Below are 23,489 nucleotides of genomic sequence, written 5' to 3'. Positions count from 1 at the left end.
CGCAGAGGCACCCCGTGAGGTGATGCGCGCGGCATCCGGGTCACGCGAAGATGCGGGAGATCTCGGCGACGTCGTCCACGGAGGGCGACCACGCCGTCGACGCGGTCGCATTGGCGACGATCTGCTCGGGGCTCGTCGCTCCCGCGATCACGCTCGTGAGGCCCGGCTGGGCGAGCAACCACGCGAATGTCGCCTCGAGCATCGTCACGCCGCGATCCGCGCAGAACACCGCGTAGGCGTCGAGGACATCCCACGGCGCGTTCTCGAGGATGTGCGGCCGGGTGTGCATGATCCGGCTGTCGGCCGGCCCGCCCGAGCGTGAGAACTTACCCGTGAAGAGGCCGTTGTAGAGCGGGAAGTACGGGAGGAAGCCGAGGCCGTATGCCCGGACCGCGGGGAGCACGTCGCGCTCCACCGATCGCTCGAGCAGGCTGTATTCGTTCTGAGCCGAGACGAACGGTGTCGCCCCGCTCTGTCTGGCCACGAATTCGGCTTCCGCGATCTGCCAGCCCGCGAGGTTCGAGTGGCCGAGATAGCGGATCTTGCCCTCGCGCACGAGATCGTCGAGGACCGAGAGGGTCTCGTCGATCGGGGTGATCGGATCGGGCGTGTGCAGCTGGTAGAGGTCGATCCACTCGGTCTGCAGGCGGCGCAGCGATGCCTCGACGGCGATGCGCACGTAGCGACGCGACGCCCGCGCACCCCAGTCCGGCCCGTTCGCCCCCTGCATGTCGAGGCCGAACTTGCTCGCGAGCACGATGTCATCGCGGCGACCCGCGAGGGCCTTGCCCATGAGTGTCTCGCTCAGGCCGCGCTCCCCGCCGTAGATGTCCGCGGTGTCGAAGAGGGTGACCCCCGCGTCGATCGCCGCGTGCACGACCGCGTTCGTGCCCTCCTGGGTCTCGGTGCGCGTCTTCGGGCGTCCGAAGTTGTTGCATCCGATCCCGATCGTCGACACGACGAGGCCGGAGCGACCGAGCGGGCGGTAGTCGATTTCTGGCATGGCTCCAGCGTAGATCGCGCGGGGTCGGTGGGGCAGTGCCGGTGGGGACGTGCCGGTGGAGACGTGCTTCTTCTCCTCCCCGGTCGCCCTCCGCGGTGCACGACTCGCGATGTCCGATTCCCGCGATCCGCTGGTGTCGGGCGCGGCTACAGTCGTGCACATGACGACCACGATCTCCGCTCCCGAAAGCGGCTCCGCTCCCACCACAGGTTCTCCCGGCGAGTTCTTCGTCGCCCGCATGTCGAGCCCCCTCGGCCGCATCGAGGTCACGAGCGATGGTGAGGCTGTGACGGCTCTCGCGATCGAGAGCGGCGGCGCACTCCCCCACGACGGTGTCGACGACATCCCATGCGCGGTGCTCGATTCCGCGATCGCGCAAATCACCGAGTACTTCGCGGGCGAACGCACCACCTTCGATGTGCCCGTGGCGCTCGAGGGCACCCCGTTCCGTCGGGCCGTGTGGGAGCGACTGCAGGCCATCCCCTTCGGGGAGGTCGAGTCCTACGGGAGCATCGGCCGCGCGACGGGCCGTCCGACGGCGGGGAGAGCGGTCGGCGGCGCCATCGGAGCCAACCCGGTGCCGATCATCGTCGGGTGCCATCGCGTTCTCGCGACGAACAAGAAGATCACGGGGTACAGCGCCGGCGACGGCGTGCCCACCAAGGTCTGGCTCCTCGACCACGAGGGCATCGCCCACCGTTAGCGGCGCGCGGTCACCGAGCCGACCCTGCCACCGTGTTCGCGACCGCGAGATTCAGTTCACCCGGGCGGTCACCGAACTCGAGGTCGATTTCCGAGGCTGCCGCCCACGCGAGCAGCGAGTCCGTGTTCGCGTGGTCGATGCCGGCCTCGAGGATGCGCCGCACGAACTGGCCCTTCCCTTTCTTGTTGAAGTGGTTGAGGGCCCGGCCGACCCCGTCCTCCCCGCGAGCGACGACCCTCACGAACCACCGATCGGCGCCGCTTGCGAGCGGACCCATCGAGGAATACGACTCCGACCTCAGGTCGAGCACGAGCCCCGACGTCTGATCGAGGATGTGGGCGAGAGGCTCCCGCCACACCGACGCGAGAGACGAACCGGGCAAGCGCGAGTCGTGCGATAGACGATAGGCCGGAATGGGGTCGAGAGCACCGACGAATCCGAAGAGCGCCGAGTGGATGACGACGGCCTCTCCCGCGAGAGAACGCGCCTCGCTCGAGAGGGATGCCGAGTCGAGCGCGTCGTAGAGAACACCCGTGTAGCGGTCCACTGCGGCCATCGTGGCGCTCGACCCGAGGGCACGATTGCGATCGACCTCGACACGCTGCCCCGCGCTGAGCTTGAGAGCGGTGAGACCGCCCGAAATCGTGCGCGACACCGCGCGCAGACGCGCGATGGTCGCGCGCCGCACCGGCGTCAACTCGCGGTAGCTCAAGGCGTCGAGCGCGAGCCGCCGGTCGACATCGCCACCGTCGCGCTTCGTCTCCGACGGAGGCAACAGAATGAGCATCGTCGTGCGGCGGATATTCGAGAAAGCGACGGCTCAGTCGGTGAGGAAGGCGAGAGCCGCCTCGGCGTTCGCCTGCACCGGCGCAGAGGTGTCGAGCGTGATGCGCTTGACCGCGGCGCTCGCACCCGTCCACTCGTCGTACTCGTCGAGGCTCTGCTCGACCGCGTGCCAATTGGGCTCGCCGGCGTGCGGCAGATTGCGATTGCGCGCGAGCAGTCGCGTGCGATGGAGTTCGCTGTCGGAACACGTCACCTCGACGAAGCGGAGCTCCGTGCCGTGCTTGCGGGCGAGGTCGACCCACTGCTCCCGAGCGGGCGCGACGGCGTTGACCGCGTCGACGACGATGCTCTGACCCGCGCCGAGCACAGACTCGGCGATCGTCTCGGCGACGAGATAGGCGGCGAGACCGGTCGGTTGGTCCTGCGCGATGCCCGCCTCGAGGATCGCGGCTTCGATCGGATCGACCGACACGACGGCGGCGCGCAATTGCGAGCCGATGAGCCCCGCCATCGTGCTCTTCCCCGTGCCGGGGAGTCCCGCCATCGCGATGAGCATGGACTATGCCCGAACGAGTGCCGCGTTGCGCGCGACGATCGTGACGACATCCTGGGCCACCGAGAGGAAGCCGTCTTCCGCATTAGCGGTGATCGTGCTCCCGCCGACATCCGACACCCGCACCTCACCGGCCGCGAGGATCGCGAGGAGCGGCTCGTGACCCGGAAGGATCCCGATCTCACCCTCGGTCGTGCGTGCGACGACCATCGTCGCGCGGCCGGTCCAGATCTCCTGGTCGGCCGCGACGACGCTGACAGTCAGTCCGCCGCGAGCGGAGACGTCTGCCATGACTAGTCGTTCTCTTTCTGGATCTGAGCCCACTTCTCTTCGACGTCGGAGATCGATCCGACGTTGAAGAACGCCTGCTCGGCGACGCTGTCGAAGTCGCCCTTGACGATCGCGTCGAACGACTCGATCGTGTCTTTGAGCGGAACGGTCGATCCCTCGACACCGGTGAACTTCTTCGCCATGTAGGTGTTCTGCGAGAGGAACTGCTGGATGCGGCGTGCGCGCGAGACGGTGATCTTGTCTTCTTCGCTGAGCTCGTCGACACCGAGGATCGCGATGATCTCCTGCAGTTCCTTGTTCTTCTGGAGGATCTGCTTGACGCTCACGGCGACGCGGTAGTGGTCCTCACCCAGGTAGCGGGGGTCGAGGATGCGGCTCGTCGAGGTGAGCGGGTCGACGGCCGGGTAGAGGCCCTTCGACGCGATCTCGCGGCTGAGCTCGGTCGTCGCGTCGAGGTGGGCGAACGTCGTGGCCGGCGCGGGGTCGGTGTAGTCGTCCGCGGGAACGTAGATCGCCTGGAGCGACGTGATCGAGTGACCACGCGTCGAGGTGATGCGCTCCTGCAGGATGCCCATCTCGTCGGCGAGGTTCGGCTGGTATCCCACGGCCGACGGCATACGACCGAGCAGAGTCGACACCTCGGAACCGGCCTGCGTGAAGCGGAAGATGTTGTCGATGAAGAGCAACACGTCTTGCTTCTGCACGTCGCGGAAGTACTCCGCCATCGTCAGCGCCGAGAGGGCCACGCGAAGACGGGTTCCCGGCGGCTCGTCCATCTGGCCGAACACGAGCGCGGTCTTGTCGAAGACGCCCGCCTCTTCCATCTCCATGATGAGGTCGTTGCCCTCACGGGTGCGCTCACCGACACCGGCGAACACCGACACACCACCGTGGTCTTGCGCGACGCGCTGGATCATCTCCTGGATGAGCACGGTCTTGCCGACACCGGCACCACCGAAGAGGCCGATCTTTCCACCCTGAACGTAGGGGGTCAGGAGGTCGATGACCTTGATACCGGTCTCGAAGAGCTCGGTCTTCGACTCGAGCTGGTCGAAGGCCGGGGGCTTGCGGTGGATCGGCCAGCGCTCGGTGATCTCGATCTTCTCACCGTTCATGGTGCCGTCGGCGTCGGCGTTGAGCACCTCGCCGATGACGTTGAAGACCTTGCCCTTGGTGACGTCTCCGACGGGCACCGAGATGGCGGATCCGGTGTCGCGCACCTCCTGGCCACGCACGAGACCGTCGGTCGGCTTGAGCGCGATGGCGCGCACCAGGTCGTCGCCGAGGTGCTGCGCGACCTCGAGCGTGATCTCGGTGGCGTCACCGTCGATCGTGATGGTCGTCTTGAGCGCGTTGTAGATCTCGGGGATCGAGTCGTGGGGGAACTCGATGTCGACGACCGGTCCGGTGACGCGAGCGATGCGTCCGACCCCGGCCGGGGTCTCGGTCGAAACCGGCGCGATTGCGGTGTCAGTCATTGCTACTCATCTCTTCTTCTTAGGTCTCTGTCTACTACTTGGACGAGCTCAGGGCGTCGGCGCCGCCCACGATCTCGGCGATCTGCTGGGTGATCTCGGACTGGCGGGCGTTGTTGCGCAACCGCGTGTAGTCCCGGATCAGGGTGTCGGCGTTGTCCGACGCCGACTTCATGGCCTTCTGACGAGCCGCGTGCTCCGATGCCGCCGATTGCAGCATCGCGTTGAAGATGCGGCTCTCGATGTAGACGGGCAGGAGCGCATCGAGCACGTCTGTCGCGTCGGGTTCGAAGTCGTAGAGCGGAAGCAGCTCGGTGTCGTCGGGTTGCTCGACACCCTCGACGACCTCGAGCGGAAGCAGTCGGACGACCTCGGGAACCTGCGTGACCATGCTCACGAAGCGGTTGTAGACGATGTGGATCTCGTCGACTCCGCCCTCGGACGCCGGCTGGATGAAGCGCGCCACGAGGGCGTCGCCGATCTCCTTGGCGGTCTCGAACTGCGGCTGATCGGTGCTCCCGATCCACTGCTGCTCGGACTCGCGACGACGGAAAGCGAAGTACGCGACCGACTTGCGACCGACGAGGTAGTACACGACCTCTTTGCCCTGGCTGCGCAGGAGAGCCGTGAGCTCTTCGGCTGCCTTGATCGCGTTGGAGCTGAAGGCACCCGCGAGTCCCCGGTCCGACGCGAAGATGACGACCGCGGCGCGCTCGACCTTCTCCGGCTCCGTCGTGAGGATGTGATCGGTGTTGGAGTAGGTCGCGACCGCCGAGACCGCTCGCGTGACGGCACGCGAGTATGGTCCCGACGCGGCGACACGCTGCTGCGCTTTCTGGATGCGCGAGGCGGAGATCAACTCCATCGCCCTCGTGATCTTCTTGGTCGTCTGCGCAGATTTGATCTTCTGCGTGTAGACCCGGAGTTGTGCTCCCATATCAGCGGCGACCCTTGACGATTTTCTCCTGGTTCACGTCTTCTTCGTCGGCAGACTCGAACTCTTCCTTGCCGACCGAGGCGAGGGACTTGCCTTCGCCGGTCTGGAACTCGAGCTTGAACTTGTCGACGCCGTCGCCGAGGGCGGCGACCGTCTCGTCACTCAACACGTTGGTCTCACGGAGCGTCGAGAGCACGTCGGTGTTGCGACCGAGGTAGTCGATGAGCTCGCGTTCGAAGCGCAGGACGTCGGGAACGGGGACCTCGTCGAGCTTGCCGTTGGTTCCGGCCCAGATCGAGACGACCTGTTCCTCGACGGGGTACGGCGAGTACTGCGGCTGGCGCAAGAGTTCGGTGAGTCGAGCACCGCGAGCGAGCTGGCGGCGGCTCGTGGCGTCGAGGTCGGACGCGAACATCGCGAAGGCCTCGAGCGAGCGGTACTGGGCGAGCTCGAGCTTGAGCGTTCCCGAGACCTTTTTGATCGACTTGACCTGAGCGTCACCACCGACTCGCGACACCGAGATCCCGACGTCGACCGCGGGGCGCTGGTTGGCGTTGAAGAGGTCGGACTGCAGGAAGATCTGGCCGTCGGTGATCGAGATCACGTTGGTCGGGATGTAGGCCGAGACGTCGTTGGCCTTGGTCTCGATGATCGGGAGTCCCGTCATCGATCCCGCGCCGAGCTCGTCGGAGAGCTTCGCGCAACGCTCGAGCAGACGCGAGTGCAGGTAGAAGACGTCTCCGGGGTACGCCTCGCGTCCCGGCGGACGACGCAGGAGGAGCGACACGGCGCGGTATGCCTCAGCTTGCTTCGAAAGGTCGTCGAAGATGATGAGAACGTGCTTGCCGTCGTACATCCAGTGCTGGCCGATGGCCGAACCGGTGTAGGGCGCGAGGTATTTGAAGCCCGCGGGGTCCGAAGCGGGGCTCGCGACGATCGTCGTGTACTCCATGGCTCCGGCGTCTTCGAGCGCGCCCTTGATGCCCGCGATCGTCGACCCCTTCTGCCCGATGGCGACGTAGATGCAGCGCACCTGCTTCGAGGGGTCTCCCGACTCCCAGTTGGCCTTCTGGTTGATGATCGTGTCGAGCGCGATGGCCGTCTTACCGGTCTGGCGGTCGCCGATGATGAGCTGACGCTGTCCGCGGCCGATCGGGATCATGGCGTCGATCGCCTTGATGCCCGTCTGCATAGGCTCGTGCACGCTCTTGCGCTGCATGACGCCGGGCGCCTGGAGCTCGAGAGCGCGGCGGCCGGTGGAGGCGACGTCGCCGAGTCCGTCCATGGGGTTTCCGAGAGGATCGACGACGCGACCGAGGTAACCGTCACCGACGGGCACGGAGAGGACCTCGCCCGTGCGGGTGACCTCCATGCCCTCTTCGATCCCGGTGAACTCGCCGAGCACGACGACACCGATCTCGTTCTCGTCGAGGTTCTGGGCGAGGCCCAGGGTGCCGTCGGCGAACTTGATGAGCTCGTTCGCCATGACGCCGGGGAGTCCCTCGACGTGGGCGATGCCGTCCGAGGCATCCGTGACGTAGCCGACCTCGGTCGTCGACGCCTTGCTCGGGTCGTAGGCCTTGACGAAGCCCTTGAGGGCGTCGCGGATCTCGTCTGGGCTGATCGTTACTTCTGCCATCGTTCTTCCTGTCTTATTCACGAGACCTTCGCGGTCTCGAATCCTGTGGGTGTGGACGCCGCAGCGTCCGCGTCAACCTGCGAGCTGGAGCCTGAGGTCGTTGAGTTTCGAGCTCACGCTTCCGTCGATCACGTCGTCGCCGACCTGAACGCGGATCCCGCCGATGACGGCGGGGTCGACTACGGGGTTGAGGCGCAATTGCATCCCGTAGGTCTTCGAGAGTCCCTGCTGCAGTCGCACGAGCTGCTGCTCGCCGATGGGCCTCGCGCTCGTGACCGTCGCGACAGCGAGGCCAGCCTGGTCGGCGACGACGGATGCCGCGTAGCGCACCGCCGCACCGATGCGGCGACCGCGAGGTTGCTGCACGAGCTGGCTGATGATGGCGAGAGTCTGCGGGGAGACTTTGCTCTGCAGGAGCGTCGTCACGAGCTGGACCTTCGATGCCGTGTCGCCGAGCTTGCTTCCGACAGCGAGTTCGAGCTCGGAGTCCGACCGCACCGCCGCGGCGAATGCGAAGAGCTCCGCCTCGATGTGCACCGCGGGGTCTGCCGACACGGCGGCCGCGCGGATGCCGATCTCCTCGATGCCCGCGAGCAGGTCGTCGTCGCTCGACCACCGCTTGCTCGCGGCCGAAGCCAGGAGTCCGAGGGCGGTCGGCACGAGAGACGAGGAGAACACGCGCTCGGCGATCGTGCGCTTGTCAGCGGCCTCGGTCGCCGCATCCGCGAGCAGCGCCCGCAGTTGGAGCGAACCACCGATAGCCCGAGTCGCTGCGAAGAGCTGCTCGGCAGTGGCCAGATCGACGCCGTCGCTGAGCGCGGAGAGTTCCGCTCTCGACGATTCGAGCGCTTGCCTGGTCGCTGACCCCATGACTACCTGCCTGTGTTCTCTGACGCCGTAGCGCTGTCGGATGCTTCGAGTTCGGCGAGGAACCGGTCGACCATCGCCGTCGACTTGGCGTCGTCGGAGAGGTTCTCCCCGATGACACCGGAGGCGAGGTCGATGGCGAGCGAACCGATCTCCGCACGGAGCGAAACGAGGGCGGCTTGACGCTCGGCCTGGATCTGCACGTGCGCGTTCGCCGTGATGCGAGCCGCTTCGTTCGCCGCTTGCTCTTTGAGCTCGGCGAGGATCTGCTGACCCTCGACGCGAGCCTGCTCGCGGATCTTCGCGGCCTCGGCGCGCCCCTCGGCGAGCTGAGTGTTGTACTCATCGAGTGCGGCAGCCGCTTCGGCCTGAACCGACTCGGCTTTCGCGATGCCGCCTTCGATCACGGCGGCACGGTCGTCGAGGATCGTGTTGACGCGCGGGATCACGAACTTCCAGAAGAAGACCATGATGAGCGCGAACGGCACGAGCGACCAGATGATGTCGTAGACCGCGGGGAAGAAGATCGCGATGCCCTCGGGCACCTCGCCTTCTGCGTGACTGGAGATGATCATGGGTCGGATCAGCCGATGAAGAAGAGGGCGACACCGATGAGGCCGAGGAGCTCGGCGAACGCGATACCCAGGAACATCGTGACACGGAGCTGGCCGGCCATCTCGGGCTGGCGCGCCATGGCCTCGACGGTCTTACCTGCGACGATACCGACACCGATTCCGGGGCCGATCGCGGCGAGGCCGTAGCCGATGGTGTTGATGTTTCCGGTGAGCTGGGCGAGGGTGACTGGATCCACTGTGGATTTCCTTTCATAGGGCGAGAAGACCGGTCGGTCTTCTCGTCGGTTCAGTGCTCTTCGGCGACGGACTGCTGGATGTAGACGGCCGTGAGCAGAGTGAAGACGTAGGCCTGCAGGATGGCGATGACGAATTCGAACAGGGTCATGACGACGCCTGCTGCGAGGGTGACGACACCGAACACGCTCAGGATGCCGAGGTCTTCGCCGGTGACGAAGAAGAAGTGGGTGGCGGAGAAGCACAGCACCATGAGGAGGTGACCGACGAGCATGTTGAGCATGAGTCGGAGCGACAGCGACAGCGGCCTAACGATGAACACGTTGATGAGCTCGACCGGGGCGAGGATGAAGTGCATAGGCCACGGCACACCGGGCAGGAAGAGCTGGTTGCGGAAGAACGAGAATCCGCCGTGCTTCTTGATGCCCGCGTAGATGAACGCCACGTAGACAGCGAGGGCGAACGTCAGCGGCATGATGAAGATCGACGTGCTCGCGATGTTGAGCGCCGGGATGATCCCGGTGAGGTTCATCGCGAGGATGCCGAAGAAGGTTCCCGTGAGCAGCGGCATGTAGCGGCGACCCACGTGTTCGCCCAACACGTCGTCGGCGAAGTTCGTCTTGACGAACCCGACGGCGAGCTCGACGAGCCCCTGACGCCGTGTCGGCACGCGACGCGCCTTGCGCAACCCGATGTAGAACAGGAGCAGCAGTACGGCGACGGCGAGGATGCGGACGAGAACGATCCGGTTCATCTCGAAGGGGGTACCGACGAAGAAGATCCCGGCCGGGAAGAACTCTTCGAGCCCCGGAGGATAGAAACCGTCGCCGCCAGCAGCAGAAGCCGCCAGCGCAGTTGATGTCGCGGTCATGAACAGAACCAACGGCAATGTCTCCTGTTGTGGCGGGCGCGGGCCTCGGGAGGCTTCGCGGAAGCTGACGGGGGAATGTAGGCCACCTCGTGAGAGGAATTTTGCGGCCGTGTAGAGCCTATCAATACTTGGGGTTGGTCATCGACCCGCGGGGTCTCCGGAACCCGCCGACTGGTCGACGTAGGGCATGCGCGATTTGAGCACGACGATGACATCCACGGCAAGGGTTCCCGTGACCGCCGCGACGATCGAGAAGAACAGCACGGGGCCGTTGACGAAGGGCTGGTCGCGCAAGAGCGCGAGGATGGCGATGAAGACGATCGCTTTGACGATCCACGCCCCGAGCACGGTCGCGAAGAACATGTTGACGCTCCCGTTCGAGGCGATCGCGATGCTTCCGATCGTGATGGCCGAGAGTGCCACCGTGATGCCGACACCGATCCCGGCGCTGATGAGCCCCGGCATCCCCGCGACGAGGTAGCCGACCCCTCCCCCGACGACGAGGATGGCCGCCGCGATGATGAGCGTGTAGGTCAGGATGCGACGGAATACTGTCGACGAGTTCATGGTGTCTCCGGGGTCGTGGTCGTCATGGTCGGTTCTTGCGCCGCAGGGCGTCGAGCACCGTCGAGGCCTCGGGGTTGTCGCGCACGACGTCGTCGAGCTCCCCCGTGGCATTCGCGGCTTCGTCGAGCGGGTCGAACTGTTCGGCGTGCGCTGCCGCGGTCTCCTCGGCCCCCGACCGCTGCACGGCTGCCTCGATCGCCTTGCGGCGCGTGAGCGGGGCGAGAGTGATGAGGGTGCACACGATGAACCCGACGACGATGAACGTGATCGACAGCCACGGCGGCAGGAACAGGAACGACAGGAAGCCTATGGAGACGACCGTCGTCCACGCGTAGAAGATGAGCACGGCGTGGAAGTGGCTGTGCCCCATGTCGAGCAACCGGTGGTGCAAGTGTTTGCGGTCGGCACTGAACGGTGATTTGCCCGCGCTCACGCGCCTCGAGACGGCGAGGGCGAAGTCGAGGAGCGGCACGACGAGCACGGCGAGGGGCAGCAGGATCGGCAGGAAGGCCGGGAGCAGTTGACGGCCCGACGTGATGATGCCCGTGTCGATCTGCCCCGTGACCGCGACCGCGGAGGCCGCCATCAGGAGCCCTACGAGGAGCGCGCCGGCATCCCCCATGAACATCTTGGCGGGGTGCCAATTGAGCGGCAGGAATCCGACGCATGCGCCGATGAGCACGGCACTGATGAGCGAGGCGAGGTTGAAGTACTCGGATTGCGTCTGGAGCGACGTGTTGAGGATGTAGCTGTAGACGAAGAACACGGCGTTGGCGATGAGCACGACGCCCGCGACGAGACCGTCGAGACCGTCGATGAAGTTGACCGCGTTCATCACGAGCACGACCGCGATGACGGTGAGCCCGAGCCCCAGGAGCGGCGGCACGATGAGCACGCCCTCGATGGGGAGGGTGACGAGCTGCACCCCCTGCGAGACCAGGATGCCCGCGGCCACGAGTTGTCCCGCGAGCTTCGTGAGCCAGTCGAGGTCCCAGACGTCGTCGGCGACGCCGATGAGCACGATCATGAACGCCGCGATGAGGATTGCGATGACGGGGCCGGGGTCGGAGAAGATGAGGTCGAACTGTCTGAGCTGCGACGCGACCCAGAACGCCGTGACGATGCCGAGGAACATCGCGACTCCGCCGAGCCTGGGGGTGGGGCGCGTGTGCACGTCGCGCTCGCGGATCTTCGGGTAGAGCCGGTAGTGCTGGCTCAGCTTGAGGATCGCGATGGCGAGAGTGAAGGTGATGACGGCGGAGATCCCCGCCGCGAGCACGTAGTAGGTGATGCTCACGAGGGCGATTCCGTCGACGGAGCCGAGCGCGCGAGGACCTCGAAGATCTTCTCGTCGGGGATCGCCCCGTGGCGCACGATCGTGACGGTGCCCCCCGGCTCCCCGAGACGCGTCGCGTCGACGATCGTCGACCCCGTCGCCGCGGTGCTCGCGGAGGCATCGCCTCCGTCGCGCGCGGCGGCGCCCGAGACACCGCTTGCGCCGCGCTCGAGGTAGACCGCGACGGAGTCGCCGAGCATCCGCTCGGCTTCGACGGCGGACATCGCCGCGGGCTCACCCGAGATGTTCGCCGACGAGACCGCGAGTGGTCCGGTCTCGGCGAGGAGTTCGAGGGCGAGCGCATCGTCGGGCATGCGCAGCCCCACGGTCCCCCCGGTCTCGCCGAGGTCCCACGCGAGGGAGGAGCGGGCGGGCACGATGACGGTGAGCCCGCCGGGCCAGAAAGCATCGACGAGAGCGCGGACGTCGTCGTGCACTTCCTCTGCGAGAGCATCGAGAGTCGCGACGCTCGGCACGAGCACGGCCACGGGGGCGGCGCGCGTGCGTCCCTTCGCGTCGAGGAGCCGTTGCACGGCCGCGGGCGAGAAGGCGTCGGCAGCGATGCCGTAGACGGTGTCGGTGGGGAACACGACGAGCTCCCCGCGCCCGAGCGCGACTCGTGCGAGGCGCATGCCGGTGAGGAGCTCGGAGTTGTCCGAGCAGTCGAAGATCGTCGCCATGTCGAGTACATCGTAGCCGCCGAGGGACGGACGACCGCGGAGCGCCGCCCCCGCGACCGGTCGACGGCGTGCGCGCGGGTGCCCGGATACACTCGGATCGCGCCGGACATCCCCGATTCGCGCTCGACTGCGAGGTCTCCGTGCTCCTGTTCATCTTCGACATGGACGAAGTGCTCTACCGCTACGACTGGCGCACTCGGATGGCGGCGCTCAGCCGGGAGGTCGGCCTGAGTGTCGACGAGCTCAAGGCCCGGTGGTGGCACGACACCGGGGAGCGCGCGGCCGAAGCGGGAGCCTGGACGACCTCGAGCGACTATCTCGCCGCGTTCGAGGCGGCGATCGGGCGTCAAGTCGACGAGCAGGCGTGGGTCGCCGCGCGCGCGAGCGCCATGGAGCCCATTCCGGCGTCGCTCGACGCCGTGCGTCTCGCCGCGAGGCTCGGACGCGTGACACTTCTGACCAACAACGGTGCTCTCACGGCACACCACCTGCCGACCATCGCTCCGCACCTCGTCGAGCTCTTCGGCGACCACTTGCACACGACGAGCGACTATCGGGCCCGCAAGCCCGATCCCGTCGTCTTCGAGAGGGTGCTCGAGGCGTACGGGGTCGACGCGACCGACGCGTTCTTCGCGGACGACCTCGTTGAGAATGTCGCGGCGGCCGAGTCGGTCGGCATCACGGGGCACGTCTTCACGACCGGCGAGGAGATGTCCACCGCGATCACGGAGTTCGCCCGGGCGAGACCGGGCGACGAACGCGCCTAGCGGATGGCCGTGGTCGCGCGGTCGCGGCCGAGCAGGTCGGTGTGGGTCGCCGCCGCATTCCAGCCGTCGACGGTGAGGAGCTCTCGGATGTCCGCTCCCTGCACTTCGCCGTGCTCGAGCACGAGGGTGCCGCCGGCGCGCAGGAGGCGCCTCGCCGTCGCCGAGACGCTGCGCACGACGTCGAGCCCGTCGGCGCCGCCGTAGAGAGCGTGCTCGGGGTCGAAGAGCCTCACCTCGGGATCGCGGGGAACGGCTCCGAGGGGGATGTACGGCGGATTCGAGACGACGACGTCGACGGCGCCGTCGAGCTCGGGCAGCGCCTGCGCGAGGTCGACGAAGACAGGGGTCGCGTTGTCGGGTGCGATGCGCCGGAAGTTCTGTTTGGTCCACACGAACGCGCGCGCCGAGTTCTCGACCCCGTAGACGCGGGAGTGGCCGACCTCCGTCGCCATGGCGAGAGCGATGGCCCCCGACCCGGTTCCGAGGTCGACCCCGACAGGGTCGGTCGTGGCCGCTGCCGTGAGGGCATCGATCGCGTATTGCGCGACGGTCTCGGTTTCGGGGCGGGGCACGAAGACTCCCGGCCCCACGCGCAGCTCGATGGATCTGAACGGAGCGAGGCCCGTGATGTGCTGGAGGGGTTCGCGCGCGGCGCGCCGCTCGACGGCACTGCGGATGCGCGCACCCTCGGCCTCGGTCACGGCGGCACCCGCGAGTGCCGCCGCTTGCACTCGGCCGCGGCTCGCGTCGAGCACGTGGCCGATGAGCAGCTCGGCGTCGACATCGGGCGTCGCGATGCCCGCGCGCGTGAGGAGGGAGATCGCCGCCGAACGCACCGCAGCGAGCTCGTCGCCGCTCACGCCGGGGAGTCTCCGAGTTCGGCGAGTCGCGATTCCTCGTCGGCGAGGATGCACGACTCGACGACGGGTTCGAGAGCCCCGTTCATGACGGCGTCGAGGTTGTAGGCCTTGTATCCCGTGCGGTGGTCGGCGATCCGGTTCTCCGGGAAGTTGTAGGTGCGGATGCGCTCCGAACGATCCATCGTGCGGATCTGGCTCTTGCGCACAGCGCTCGCCTCGGCATCCAACTCCTCCTGCTGGCGCGCGAGCACGCGGGCTCGAAGCACGCGCATTCCGGCCTCGCGGTTCTGCAGCTGGCTCTTCTCGTTCTGCATCGCGACGACGATGCCCGTCGGAAGGTGGGTGATGCGCACGGCGGAGTCGGTCGTGTTGACGGATTGACCGCCGGGGCCGCTCGAGCGGTAGACGTCGATCTTGAGGTCGTTGGCGCTGATGTCGACCTCTTCGGGCTCATCGACCTCGGGGAAGACGAGAACGCCTGCCGCCGACGTGTGGATGCGGCCCTGCGACTCGGTCGCGGGCACGCGCTGCACGCGATGCACGCCGCCCTCGTACTTCAGGTGCGCCCAGACTCCCTCGGCGGGGTCCGACGACGACCCTTTGATCGCGAGCTGCACGTCTTTGATGCCGCCGAGGTCGCTCGAGGTCTGCTCGATGATCTCGGTCTTCCAACGCTTCGACTCGGCATAGTGCAGGTACATGCGCAAGAGGTCGCCCGCGAAGAGGGCGGATTCGGCTCCCCCCTCCCCCATCTTGATCTCCATGATGACGTCGCGTCCGTCGTTGGGGTCACGCGGGATCAGGAGACGCCTGAGCGTCTCGGACGCGCGCTCGTGCTCGGTCGTGAGCGCGGGGATCTCCTCGGCGAACGAGGCGTCCTCCGCAGCCATCTCCGTCGCGGCGGCGAGATCGTCGCCGAGCTGCTGCCACTGGTGGTAGACCGCGACGATGCGCGCGAGTTCCGCGTATCGCCGATTGACCTTCTTCGACCGAACCGGATCCGAGTGGAGAGCAGGATCAGCGAGCTGCTCCTGGAGCTCGTCGTGCTCGGTCAGCAGGGTCTGCACCGACTCGAACACGACTCAGTCCTTGTCTGTTCCCGGTGCCGCGGGCATCGACTTCTGAACCTGCATGAGGAACTCGACGTTGCTCGCGGTGTCCTTGAGCCTCGTGAGGACGAGCTCGAGGGCCTGCTGGGTCTCGAGTCCGGCAAGCGCGCGGCGCAACTTCCAGTTGATCTTGGTCTCGTCGGCGCCCATGAGCATCTCTTCGCGACGGGTACCTGAGGCGTTGACGTCGACCGCGGGGAAGATGCGCTTGTCGGCGAGCTGGCGCGAGAGGCGCAACTCCATGTTGCCCGTGCCCTTGAACTCCTCGAAGATCACCTCGTCCATCTTGGAGCCCGTCTCGACGAGAGCGGTCGCGAGGATCGTGAGCGAGCCACCGTCTTCGATGTTGCGGGCCGCGCCGAAGAAGCGCTTGGGCGGGTAGAGCGCCGACGAGTCGACACCGCCCGAGAGGATGCGCCCCGACGCGGGAGCCGCGAGGTTGTATGCGCGACCGAGCCGCGTGATCGAGTCGAGCAGCACGACGACATCGTGGCCGAGCTCCACGAGTCGCTTCGCGCGCTCGATCGCGAGCTCGGCGACCGTCGTGTGATCTTCGGCCGGGCGGTCGAAGGTCGAGGCGATGACCTCGCCCTTGACGGTGCGCTGCATGTCGGTGACCTCTTCGGGTCGCTCGTCGACGAGAACGACCATGAGGTGCACCTCGGGGTTGTTCTTGGCGATCGCGTTCGCGATGGCCTGGAGCACGAGGGTCTTGCCCGCCTTGGGCGGCGAGACGATGAGGCCGCGCTGACCCTTGCCGATGGGCGAGACGAGATCGATGATGCGCGTCGTGAGCTTGCCCGACTCGGTCTCGAGGCGCAGTCGCTCCTGCGGGTAGAGCGGGGTCAGGTTGCCGAATTCGACACGCTCAGCCGCTTCGTCGACGGGGAGACCGTTGATCGAGTCGATCTTGACGATCGCGTTGTACTTCTGGCGACCGTTGTTGTCGTTCTCGCGGGGCTGGCGGATCGCGCCGACGACGGCGTCGCCCTTGCGCAAGTGGTACTTCTTCACCTGTCCGAGGGAGACGTAGACGTCGTTGTTGCCCGGCAGGTATCCGCTCGTGCGAACGAACGCGTAGTTGTCGAGCACGTCGAGGATGCCCGCGACGGGGATGAGCACGTCGTCGTCGCTGATCTCGGGCTCGAAATCGTCTCCCGAACCGGGGCCGCGGCGCTTGCGGTCGCGATAGCGTCCGCGGCCTCCACGCTCGTTGTCACCCTCGCCCTGCTGACGGTCACGGTCACGGTCGTTCTGGTTCTGCTGGCGGTCACCGCGATCATTCTGCTGGCGGTCGTCGCGGTTGGAGTCGCGGTCGCCGCGACCGCGGCCACGGCGACGTCCGCCGTCTTCCGGCTGCTCGTCGGTCGCGTCGTTCACGGCGGCATCGTTCTGCTGGCCGTTCTTCTGCTGGCCGGCCTGCTGACCGTTCTTCTGCTGGCCGTTGTTCTGCTGGCCGTCGTTCTGCTGGCGGTCGCCGTTCTGCTGGCGGTCGCCGCGTCCACGGCCACGACCACGACCGTTTCGCTGCGGCTGCTGGTCGTCGGAGTCACCGTTCGACGAGTCCGACGAGGTCGGCCCCTCGGGGAGCTCGACGGGCACCTCGACGTTCGTGGCGCGGCGGCCGCCCTGGCGCGAGCGACGCGGAGGCAGTTCCACCTCGGGGATGGTCGAGCCCGACGCCGAACCCGCGCCCGTCGAGGCGTCCGATCCGGACGTTGCAGCGGAGTCGGACGTCGCCGTCGAGTCGGAGGATGCAGCGGAGACATCCGAGTCGGAGAGGCCGTCGAGGATCGCGGATGCGGCGCCCGCGTCGGCCGAACGGCCGGCATCGGTGCGGTTCACGTGGCCGAGTGCCGGGAGGCGCTCGTCGGACTGGGCGGGAGCGGCACTCGTCGCGGGGGCGACGTCGGCCAACGGCTGCTCGGCGGTCACGATGACTCCCGCCGCGGCACTCGCGCGGCGCGGGGCGCGCTTGCGGGCGGCCGGCGCGGAGACCGCTGCGGCGTCTGCCGCGTCGGTCGTGGCGGGCACGCTGTCGACGCTCACGGGGATCTCGGTGGGCGCCGGGGCGCCCGACCCGGCCTCGGTCGACGACGTGGTCGACGGAGCTGAGCCCGGGTTCTGGTTCTGGATCTCGGTGATCGCGGCGACGAGGTCACCCTTACGGAGTTTGGAGGTTCCGGCGATGCCGAGGCTCGACGCGAGGGCTTGCAGTTCGGGGAGGCGCATGGCGCTCAGAGGGGCACGGTCGTTGACGTCAGACACGGAGTATGGTCCTTTTCTCCCGCACGAGAAGGTGACGGGGGGAAGCTCATCGCGAGCAGCGACTGGGCGTGGTGCACAGTTCTGACTGCGCCGGCGGGATCCGCCGAAAGCGATTGCTGATGGAAAGTGCTCCGGGCGAGGCGGTTGGTCTGATGGACCGACATGGCCGAGCTGCGGGTTAGGGCAGTGCTGTTGGCTAGGCCAACGCCCCCGCCGGGTGCGCATTTACTGTAGCACCTTTGAAGTCGACGGCCAGCATGAGGGACTCCCAGCGAGTCGCCGGATGCGCCGCGACGACCGCCGCCGCCTTGAGCCTCTGGGCGGGGTCGCTGCACAGCACGAGGATCGACGGCCCGGCCCCCGACACGACGGCGGCGAGGCCGTGCGAGCGCAGTTCGGTGATGAGCGAATCGGTGCCGGGCATCGCCGCGGCGCGGTAGCTCTGATGCAATCGGTCCTCCGTCGCCGCGAGCAGCAGTTCCGGACTCTGGATGAGCGCGGCGATGAGGAGCGCGGAGCGGGAGACGTTGAAGATCGCGTCTTCGTGTGGCACCGACGCCGGTCGGAGGCTGCGGGCGAGAGCGGTCGACATCGTGCTCTCCGGCACACAGATGAGCGGCGAGACACCGCGGTGCACCATGAGCTTCTTGTACTGCGGGCCGTCGACACCGGTCCACGCGATCGTCAAACCGCCGAAGAGGGCGGGGGCGACGTTGTCGGGGTGCCCCTCGAGATCGGTCGCGAGGGCGAGCAGGGCGCGGGAGTCGATGTCGACGATCGACTCGAGGAGGCCCTTGGCCGCCATGATGCCCGAAACGATCGCCGCGCCGGACGACCCGAGTCCCCTCCCGTGCGGGATCGCGTTGCGCGCGACGAGATCGAGCCCCGGCGACGGAACCCCGTAGGCGTCGAAGACATGGCGGATGGCCCGAACGACGAGATTGTCGTCATCCGTCGGCACCTCTCCGGCACCGACACCGACGACCGTCACGGTCGACCCCGGCTCGTCACGCACGGTCACCGTGAGCTCGTCGTAGAGGGAGAGCGCGAGGCCGAGGGTGTCGAACCCCGGTCCGAGGTTCGCCGTCGTCGCGGGGACCTTGACGGTCACCGCGAGGCCGCGCGCGAGCGGCGAATCGGTCATGTCAGGCTGACACCTTCTGGAGGCCGAGGAGCCCGGCGATCGCCGCGGTGTCGACGGGGACGCTCGTGGGCGTGACGTCCGACCCGTCGGGCTGGCGCAGTGCCCACTGGGGGTCCTTGAGTCCGTGGCCGGTCACAGTCAGCACGACGCGGGAGCCCTTCGGGATCTCGCCGGCCTCGGATCGCTCGAGGAGACCCGCGACGCTGATCGCCGACGCGGGCTCGACGAAGATGCCGACCTCGGCCGAGAGGATGCGGTGCGCCTCGAGGATGCGCTCGTCGGTGATCGCGCCGAAGTAGCCGTCACTCGTGGCGTGGGCGTCGAGGGCGAGCTCCCACGACGCGGGGTTGCCGATGCGGATGGCCGTGGCGATCGTGTCGGGGTTCTTGACGACCTTGCCGAGCACGAGGGGTGCGCTGCCCGCGGCTTGGAAGCCGAACATGCGCGGGAGCTTGGTCGAGGCGCCGCGAGCGAGGTCTTCGCTGTAGCCGCGGTAGTAGGCCGTGTAGTTGCCGGCGTTGCCGACGGGGACGATGTGGAAGTCGGGTGCGTCACCGAGAACCTCGACGACCTCGAACGCCGCGGTCTTCTGGCCGGCGATGCGGTCGGGGTTGACCGAGTTGACGAGGTGCACGGGGTAGTTGAGGGCGAGGTCGCGGGCGATCTCGAGGCAGTCGTCGAAGTTGCCCTGCACCTGCAGGATCTCGGCGTTGTGCGCGACGGCCTGGCTGAGCTTGCCCATCGCGATGTTGCCCTCGGGAACGAGCACGACGGACGTGATCCCCGCGTGCGTCGCGTAGGCGGCGGCCGACGCGGAGGTGTTGCCCGTCGACGCGCAGATCACGGCTTTCGCCCCGTGCTCGACGGCCTTGGAGATCGCCATCGTCATACCGCGGTCTTTGAACGACCCCGTGGGGTTCATCCCCTCGAACTTGACCCAGACATCCGCTCCCGTGCGCGCCGAGAGTGCCGCCGCGGGAATCAGGGGGGTTCCGCCCTCACCGAGCGTCACGATGGGCGTCGCGTCGGTGATGTCGAGGCGGTCGGCGTACTCGCGGAGCACACCCTTCCACTGGCGGCTGTGCGGTGCGCCCTCGGGCGGCGTGGAGTGCATCACTCGGATCCCTCGACTCGTAGAACGGATGTGACGGAACTGACGACCCCGCTCGCGTCGATCGCGAGCACGGTCGCCGAGAGATCGGCTTCTGACGCCTCGTGGGTTCCGATCACCAGGGTAGCGCCGGGCGCCCCCTCGGTTTCTCCCGTGACGGGGTCGGGGCCGACGACGCTCTGCTCGACGGTCTCGATCGAGACGCTGTGCTCGCTGAAGAGAGTCGCGATCGCCGCGAGCACCCCCGGCTGATCGACGACCCTGAGGCTGATCTGGTAGCGCGTCGTGACGCTCGAGATGGGGAACACCGGGAGGTCGGCGTGGGTCGACTCGGCGACGCCGGGGCCGCCGATGACGTGGCGCCTGGCGGCCGAGACGAGGTCGCCGAGCACGGCCGAGGCCGTCTCGATTCCGCCTGCGCCGGCACCGTAGAACATGAGATCCCCCGCGGCCTCGGCCTCGATGAAGACGGCGTTCTTCGCACCGTGCACGGCGGCGAGAGGGTGCGAGCGGGGCACGAGAGCCGGGTAGACGCGAGCGCTCACGCCCTCCGTGCCACTCTCGCGGTCGGTGACCCTCTCGGCGATCGCGAGGAGTTTGACGACGTAGCCGGCCGCGCGGGCGGCATCGACCTGGGCGGCGGTGACCTTCGTGATGCCCTCGCGGTAGACCCGGTCGATGGGCACGGTCGTGTGGAACGCGAGGCTCGCGAGGATCGCGGCCTTCTGCGCGGCGTCGTAACCCTCGATGTCCGCCGTGGGGTCCGCTTCGGCGTAGCCGAGTTCGGTCGCGGTCGCGAGCGCCGACTCGAGACTGTCGCCCGAGGTGTCCATGCGGTCGAGGATGAAGTTGGTCGTGCCGTTGACGATGCCCATGATGCGTTTGATGCGGTCGCCCGCGAGGCTGTCGCGCAGCGGACGGATGATGGGGATGGCCGCGGCGACCGCAGCCTCGTAGTAGAGCTGAGCTCCGACCTGTTCGGCCGCCTCGAAGAGTTCGGGGCCGTGCGTCGCGAGCAGCGCCTTGTTGGCGGTGATGACGTCGGCTCCCGAACTGAGCGCCTTGAGGATGTAGCTCCGTGCGGGTTCGAGGCCGCCCATGAGCTCGATGACGATGTCGGCTCCGACGATGAGGCCCTCGGCGTCGGTCGTGAGCAGGTCGCGGGGGATGTCGGCGGTGCGGGGGGCGTCGACGTCACGCACGGCGACCCCGACGAGTTCGAGTCCCGCGCCGGAGCGCTGAGCGAGCTCGTCACCGTGCTTCTGCAGGAGCGACGCCACTTGGGCGCCGACCGAACCGGCACCGAGCAGGGCGACGCGGAGGTTGCGGTATTCGATCATTCGGTTCCATTCTTCGCGGCGGTCTCGGTGGCGCGCTCCCCCGACGGGGGCGGCGCGTCGAGACCGGCATCTCGGGAGAGCACATCGGCTTCGGTCTCCCCGCGCACGATCACGCGGGCGGCACCGTCGCGCACGGCGACGACGGCGGGGCGACCGACGAAGTTGTAGTTGCTCGCGAGCGACCAGCAGTAGGCGCCGGTCGCGGGCACGGCGAGGAGGTCACCGGGCGCGACATCGCCCGGGAGGTAGTCGGCGAGCACGACGACGTCACCGCTCTCGCAGTGTTTGCCGACGACGCGCACGAGAGCCGGGTCGGCCGCCGATTCACGGTCCGCGACGCGCACGGAGTAGTCGGCGCCGTAGAGCGCGGTGCGCGCGTTGTCGCTCATACCCCCGTCGACGCTCACATATCGACGCGCCGTCGGAACCGCCTCGGTCTCGGGCGCTGCGGCGGCGCCGGCATCCTCGGATTCGACGGTGACCCCGACGTCTTTGATCGTGCCGACGCTGTAGAGCGTGAACGTCGACGGCCCCACGATCGCGCGACCTGGCTCGATCGCGATGGCCGGAACAGGGATGCCGCGCGCGCGACACTCGGCTCCGACGATGTCGGCGAGTCCCGAGGCGAGCACGTCGAACCCCGGTGCCTCATCGGCGCTCGTGTAGGCGATGCCGAACCCGCCCCCGAGGTTGAGTTCGGGAACGGGGCCGTCGGCGAGCAGCCCCGCGTGGACGTCGAGGAGGCGGCGTGCCGCCTCGGCGAAACCGTCTACCCCGAAGATCTGCGACCCGATGTGGGAGTGCAGCCCGAGGAAGTCGAGCTGGGGGTGCGAGCGGATGCGTGCGACGACCGCGGGGGCATCGGCGAGGGTGATCCCGAACTTCTGGTCTTCGCGCGCCGTCGCGAGGTAGTCGTGGGTCGCCGCGTGCACTCCGCTGTTGACACGAACGCGCACCGATTGAACCCGGCCGGCTCGAGCGGCGGCCGACGCGACGCGCTCGATCTCGAGCAGGCTGTCGATGACGATGACGCCCATGCCCGCATCGACCGCCCGCTCGATCTCGGCGATCGACTTGTTGTTGCCGTGGAACCCGAGGCGCTCGGCGGGGACCCCCGCGGCGAGGGCCACGGCGAGCTCCCCTCCCGTGCACACGTCGATGTTGAGTCCCGCCTCGACGACCCATCTCGCGACCTCGACCGAGAGGAAGGCCTTGGCGGCGTAGTAGACCTTGACGTCGGCACCCCACCGTGCGAACTCCCGCTCGAAGGTCGTGCGCACGCTCGAGGCGCGGTCGCGCACATCCGCCTCGTCGCACACGAAGAGGGGGGTGCCGTAGGTCTCGGCGAGCTCGCGCGCACCGACCCCCGCGACGGTGATCTCGCCGCCGCGGCGCTCGACGTTCGACGACCACACGGCGGGGTCGAGGGCGTTGGCATCGGAGGGGTGGGCGAGCCACGGCGGGGCGAGCGGACTAGCGGCCACGGAGCACCTCACGATGGATCGACGGCGGAACGGAGCCGGCCGCGGTGTCGCGGTCGAGCCCTGGGAAGTGTATCCGCACCCTCATCACTACTCCGGGCATGTGCCGGTCGTCGCGAGGGCGTCTTCGGTGAGAACGACACCGTCGGCGGTGAGCGCGAGGTCGACGACACCGTCGCCCACGGTCACGTCATCGAGCACGACGCTCTCGGGCAGCGACGCCGCGATGCAGAACGAGCGGGTCTCGGTGAGCCCGTCGGCCGCCGCCCCGAACAACTGGCCGACCTCGGCGAGCCCCACGACACCACCGTTGACCGACACGGTCGTGGGGGTGAAGTCGATCGCGCCATCACTCGCCCCCGGAACGAGGCCGAGGCCGAGCGGGATCTCGAGTCCGAAGACGTCGATGGTCGCCGAGACGAGAATCTCGCCGTCACCGATCTCGACCGAATCCACGGGAAGAGTGGTGAGGGTCGCGGTCAGTGCGGCGACGGCCGCCTCATCGGTCGTGATGACCGCGTCGACCGTGTCGACGGGCTGCGACGTGTCGATCGGCACTCCCTCGGCCACGATCCTCGCCGAACCGACGAGACCGCCGAGGTCGACGCGATCGGTCGTCACGACGACGCGCTCGAGGTCGCCGACCGCCAACTGCTGCAGCGCCGAGAAACCCTCGACGTCGGCGTCGATCGCGACCGACTCGTCGACCTCGAGACTCGACCGCACCGACGACTCGATCTGCGACGCGATGAGCGACCTCGCGACGACATCCGCCGCGATGACCGCCGCGACGAGCACGACGACCACCACGAGGAGCGCGATGAGGCCGCGACGACGACGACGACGTCTCGGCGGTGCGGATGCGGCGGGACTCGCGTCGAACTCCCCCACG

The 23,489-nt window shown here is 67.8% G+C and carries 24 protein-coding genes; 2 read left to right on the top strand and 22 right to left on the bottom strand.

What is annotated here, in order from left to right:
- Nucleotides 1-40: 40 nt before the first annotated feature.
- A complete protein-coding gene (locus ACLHIH_RS02190; protein WP_411315076.1) occupies nucleotides 41-1,003 on the bottom strand; it encodes an aldo/keto reductase in 963 nt (320 codons plus the stop codon).
- A gap of 160 nt (nucleotides 1,004-1,163) precedes the next feature.
- On the opposite strand from ACLHIH_RS02190, the gene ACLHIH_RS02185 reads away from it, so the two are divergent.
- Nucleotides 1,164-1,706 (top strand): methylated-DNA--[protein]-cysteine S-methyltransferase, encoded by a 543-nt coding sequence (locus ACLHIH_RS02185; protein WP_411315075.1) that lies wholly within the window; start codon nucleotides 1,164-1,166, stop codon nucleotides 1,704-1,706.
- Between the two features lie 10 nt (nucleotides 1,707-1,716).
- Here ACLHIH_RS02185 and ACLHIH_RS02180 read toward each other — a convergent pair whose 3' ends face one another.
- From ACLHIH_RS02180 to ACLHIH_RS02120, 13 genes are all read right to left on the bottom strand, one after another.
- Nucleotides 1,717-2,493 carry a YaaA family protein gene (locus ACLHIH_RS02180; RefSeq protein WP_411315074.1) on the bottom strand — a complete coding sequence of 259 codons (777 nt, stop codon included), beginning with the start codon at nucleotides 2,491-2,493 and terminating at the stop codon, nucleotides 1,717-1,719.
- Nucleotides 2,494-2,526: 33 nt separating this feature from the next.
- On the bottom strand, nucleotides 2,527-3,048 hold the full coding sequence (locus ACLHIH_RS02175) for an AAA family ATPase (RefSeq protein WP_411315073.1): 522 nt from the start codon (nucleotides 3,046-3,048) through the stop codon (nucleotides 2,527-2,529).
- 3 nt (nucleotides 3,049-3,051) lie between these two features.
- Nucleotides 3,052-3,336 (bottom strand): F0F1 ATP synthase subunit epsilon, encoded by a 285-nt coding sequence (locus ACLHIH_RS02170; protein ID WP_411315072.1) that lies wholly within the window; start codon nucleotides 3,334-3,336, stop codon nucleotides 3,052-3,054.
- Between the two features lie 2 nt (nucleotides 3,337-3,338).
- Nucleotides 3,339-4,814 (bottom strand): F0F1 ATP synthase subunit beta, encoded by a 1,476-nt coding sequence (gene atpD / locus ACLHIH_RS02165; protein ID WP_411315071.1) that lies wholly within the window; start codon nucleotides 4,812-4,814, stop codon nucleotides 3,339-3,341.
- 34 nt (nucleotides 4,815-4,848) lie between these two features.
- Nucleotides 4,849-5,748: a F0F1 ATP synthase subunit gamma gene (locus ACLHIH_RS02160; protein WP_411315070.1), complete on the bottom strand. Its 900-nt coding sequence runs from the start codon at nucleotides 5,746-5,748 to the stop codon at nucleotides 4,849-4,851.
- 1 nt (nucleotide 5,749) lies between these two features.
- Nucleotides 5,750-7,387 (bottom strand): F0F1 ATP synthase subunit alpha, encoded by a 1,638-nt coding sequence (gene atpA / locus ACLHIH_RS02155; RefSeq protein ID WP_411315069.1) that lies wholly within the window; start codon nucleotides 7,385-7,387, stop codon nucleotides 5,750-5,752.
- Nucleotides 7,388-7,459: 72 nt separating this feature from the next.
- Entirely contained in the window at nucleotides 7,460-8,257 is a 798-nt protein-coding gene (locus tag ACLHIH_RS02150) for a F0F1 ATP synthase subunit delta (RefSeq protein WP_411315068.1), read from the bottom strand.
- Between the two features lie 2 nt (nucleotides 8,258-8,259).
- A complete protein-coding gene (locus tag ACLHIH_RS02145) occupies nucleotides 8,260-8,829 on the bottom strand; it encodes a F0F1 ATP synthase subunit B (RefSeq protein ID WP_411315067.1) in 570 nt (189 codons plus the stop codon).
- Nucleotides 8,830-8,837: 8 nt separating this feature from the next.
- On the bottom strand, nucleotides 8,838-9,065 hold the full coding sequence (atpE, locus tag ACLHIH_RS02140) for an ATP synthase F0 subunit C (RefSeq protein ID WP_411315066.1): 228 nt from the start codon (nucleotides 9,063-9,065) through the stop codon (nucleotides 8,838-8,840).
- A 50-nt stretch (nucleotides 9,066-9,115) separates the two neighbouring features.
- Nucleotides 9,116-9,934 carry a F0F1 ATP synthase subunit A gene (gene atpB / locus ACLHIH_RS02135; RefSeq protein WP_411315065.1) on the bottom strand — a complete coding sequence of 273 codons (819 nt, stop codon included), beginning with the start codon at nucleotides 9,932-9,934 and terminating at the stop codon, nucleotides 9,116-9,118.
- Nucleotides 9,935-10,072: 138 nt separating this feature from the next.
- Complete coding sequence (locus ACLHIH_RS02130; protein WP_411315064.1) at nucleotides 10,073-10,501, bottom strand: hypothetical protein; 429 nt, start codon at nucleotides 10,499-10,501, stop codon at nucleotides 10,073-10,075.
- Between the two features lie 22 nt (nucleotides 10,502-10,523).
- Nucleotides 10,524-11,792, bottom strand: a complete 1,269-nt coding sequence (locus ACLHIH_RS02125) for an MraY family glycosyltransferase (protein WP_411316288.1) — start codon at nucleotides 11,790-11,792, stop codon at nucleotides 10,524-10,526.
- Between the two features lie 2 nt (nucleotides 11,793-11,794).
- A complete protein-coding gene (locus ACLHIH_RS02120) occupies nucleotides 11,795-12,517 on the bottom strand; it encodes an L-threonylcarbamoyladenylate synthase (RefSeq protein ID WP_411315063.1) in 723 nt (240 codons plus the stop codon).
- Between the two features lie 140 nt (nucleotides 12,518-12,657).
- On the opposite strand from ACLHIH_RS02120, the gene ACLHIH_RS02115 reads away from it, so the two are divergent.
- The gene (locus ACLHIH_RS02115) at nucleotides 12,658-13,284 is read left to right on the top strand and encodes an HAD-IA family hydrolase (RefSeq protein WP_411315062.1); all 627 of its coding nucleotides are present in this window, start codon (nucleotides 12,658-12,660) and stop codon (nucleotides 13,282-13,284) included.
- Here ACLHIH_RS02115 and prmC read toward each other — a convergent pair.
- The 8 genes from prmC to ACLHIH_RS02075 form a co-directional block, all read right to left on the bottom strand.
- On the bottom strand, nucleotides 13,281-14,144 hold the full coding sequence (prmC, locus tag ACLHIH_RS02110) for a peptide chain release factor N(5)-glutamine methyltransferase (RefSeq protein ID WP_411315061.1): 864 nt from the start codon (nucleotides 14,142-14,144) through the stop codon (nucleotides 13,281-13,283). The two genes, ACLHIH_RS02115 and prmC, sit on opposite strands and share 4 nt — an antisense overlap.
- Nucleotides 14,141-15,223: a peptide chain release factor 1 gene (gene prfA / locus ACLHIH_RS02105; protein WP_411315060.1), complete on the bottom strand. Its 1,083-nt coding sequence runs from the start codon at nucleotides 15,221-15,223 to the stop codon at nucleotides 14,141-14,143. Before prfA ends, prmC begins: the two co-directional genes overlap by 4 nt.
- 3 nt (nucleotides 15,224-15,226) lie before the next feature.
- Nucleotides 15,227-17,485 (bottom strand): transcription termination factor Rho, encoded by a 2,259-nt coding sequence (gene rho / locus ACLHIH_RS02100; RefSeq protein WP_411316287.1) that lies wholly within the window; start codon nucleotides 17,483-17,485, stop codon nucleotides 15,227-15,229.
- Between the two features lie 232 nt (nucleotides 17,486-17,717).
- Entirely contained in the window at nucleotides 17,718-18,665 is a 948-nt protein-coding gene (gene thrB, locus ACLHIH_RS02095; protein WP_411315059.1) for a homoserine kinase, read from the bottom strand.
- A 1-nt stretch (nucleotide 18,666) separates the two neighbouring features.
- The gene (thrC, locus tag ACLHIH_RS02090; RefSeq protein ID WP_411315058.1) at nucleotides 18,667-19,779 is read right to left on the bottom strand and encodes a threonine synthase; all 1,113 of its coding nucleotides are present in this window, start codon (nucleotides 19,777-19,779) and stop codon (nucleotides 18,667-18,669) included.
- Nucleotides 19,779-21,116 (bottom strand): homoserine dehydrogenase, encoded by a 1,338-nt coding sequence (locus ACLHIH_RS02085; protein WP_411315057.1) that lies wholly within the window; start codon nucleotides 21,114-21,116, stop codon nucleotides 19,779-19,781. Before ACLHIH_RS02085 ends, thrC begins: the two co-directional genes overlap by 1 nt.
- Nucleotides 21,113-22,600: a diaminopimelate decarboxylase gene (gene lysA, locus ACLHIH_RS02080; RefSeq protein WP_411315056.1), complete on the bottom strand. Its 1,488-nt coding sequence runs from the start codon at nucleotides 22,598-22,600 to the stop codon at nucleotides 21,113-21,115. Before lysA ends, ACLHIH_RS02085 begins: the two co-directional genes overlap by 4 nt.
- 87 nt (nucleotides 22,601-22,687) lie before the next feature.
- The gene (locus ACLHIH_RS02075; RefSeq protein WP_411315055.1) at nucleotides 22,688-23,488 is read right to left on the bottom strand and encodes an LmeA family phospholipid-binding protein; all 801 of its coding nucleotides are present in this window, start codon (nucleotides 23,486-23,488) and stop codon (nucleotides 22,688-22,690) included.
- Nucleotide 23,489 lies beyond the last annotated feature (1 nt).

It is taken from the genome of Marisediminicola sp. LYQ134 (assembly GCF_046599635.1).
Classification (GTDB): Bacteria; Actinomycetota; Actinomycetes; order Actinomycetales; family Microbacteriaceae; genus Marisediminicola.
Note: the sequence above shows the minus strand (reverse complement) of the source record. Positions and strands in the feature narration are given on the sequence as shown.

Bases quoted from the DNA above. Each gene is read 5' to 3' on its own strand.
- ACLHIH_RS02180 (WP_411315074.1), bottom strand. From the start codon at position 2,493: ATGCTCATTCTGTTGCCTCCGTCGGAGACGAAGCGCGACGGTGGCGAT.
- ACLHIH_RS02170 (WP_411315072.1), bottom strand. From the start codon at position 3,336: ATGGCAGACGTCTCCGCTCGCGGCGGACTGACTGTCAGCGTCGTCGCG.
- atpB (WP_411315065.1), bottom strand. From the start codon at position 9,934: ATGACCGCGACATCAACTGCGCTGGCGGCTTCTGCTGCTGGCGGCGAC.
- ACLHIH_RS02085 (WP_411315057.1), bottom strand. From the start codon at position 21,116: ATGATCGAATACCGCAACCTCCGCGTCGCCCTGCTCGGTGCCGGTTCG.
- thrB (WP_411315059.1), bottom strand. From the start codon at position 18,665: ATGACCGATTCGCCGCTCGCGCGCGGCCTCGCGGTGACCGTCAAGGTC.
- ACLHIH_RS02120 (WP_411315063.1), bottom strand. From the start codon at position 12,517: ATGGCGACGATCTTCGACTGCTCGGACAACTCCGAGCTCCTCACCGGC.
- atpA (WP_411315069.1), bottom strand. From the start codon at position 7,387: ATGGCAGAAGTAACGATCAGCCCAGACGAGATCCGCGACGCCCTCAAG.
- ACLHIH_RS02160 (WP_411315070.1), bottom strand. From the start codon at position 5,748: ATGGGAGCACAACTCCGGGTCTACACGCAGAAGATCAAATCTGCGCAG.
- ACLHIH_RS02190 (WP_411315076.1), bottom strand. From the start codon at position 1,003: ATGCCAGAAATCGACTACCGCCCGCTCGGTCGCTCCGGCCTCGTCGTG.
- ACLHIH_RS02175 (WP_411315073.1), bottom strand. From the start codon at position 3,048: ATGCTCATCGCGATGGCGGGACTCCCCGGCACGGGGAAGAGCACGATG.
- atpD (WP_411315071.1), bottom strand. From the start codon at position 4,814: ATGACTGACACCGCAATCGCGCCGGTTTCGACCGAGACCCCGGCCGGG.
- ACLHIH_RS02150 (WP_411315068.1), bottom strand. From the start codon at position 8,257: ATGGGGTCAGCGACCAGGCAAGCGCTCGAATCGTCGAGAGCGGAACTC.
- thrC (WP_411315058.1), bottom strand. From the start codon at position 19,779: ATGCACTCCACGCCGCCCGAGGGCGCACCGCACAGCCGCCAGTGGAAG.
- ACLHIH_RS02145 (WP_411315067.1), bottom strand. From the start codon at position 8,829: ATGATCATCTCCAGTCACGCAGAAGGCGAGGTGCCCGAGGGCATCGCG.
- ACLHIH_RS02130 (WP_411315064.1), bottom strand. From the start codon at position 10,501: ATGAACTCGTCGACAGTATTCCGTCGCATCCTGACCTACACGCTCATC.
- ACLHIH_RS02185 (WP_411315075.1), top strand. From the start codon at position 1,164: ATGACGACCACGATCTCCGCTCCCGAAAGCGGCTCCGCTCCCACCACA.
- rho (WP_411316287.1), bottom strand. From the start codon at position 17,485: ATGCGCCTCCCCGAACTGCAAGCCCTCGCGTCGAGCCTCGGCATCGCC.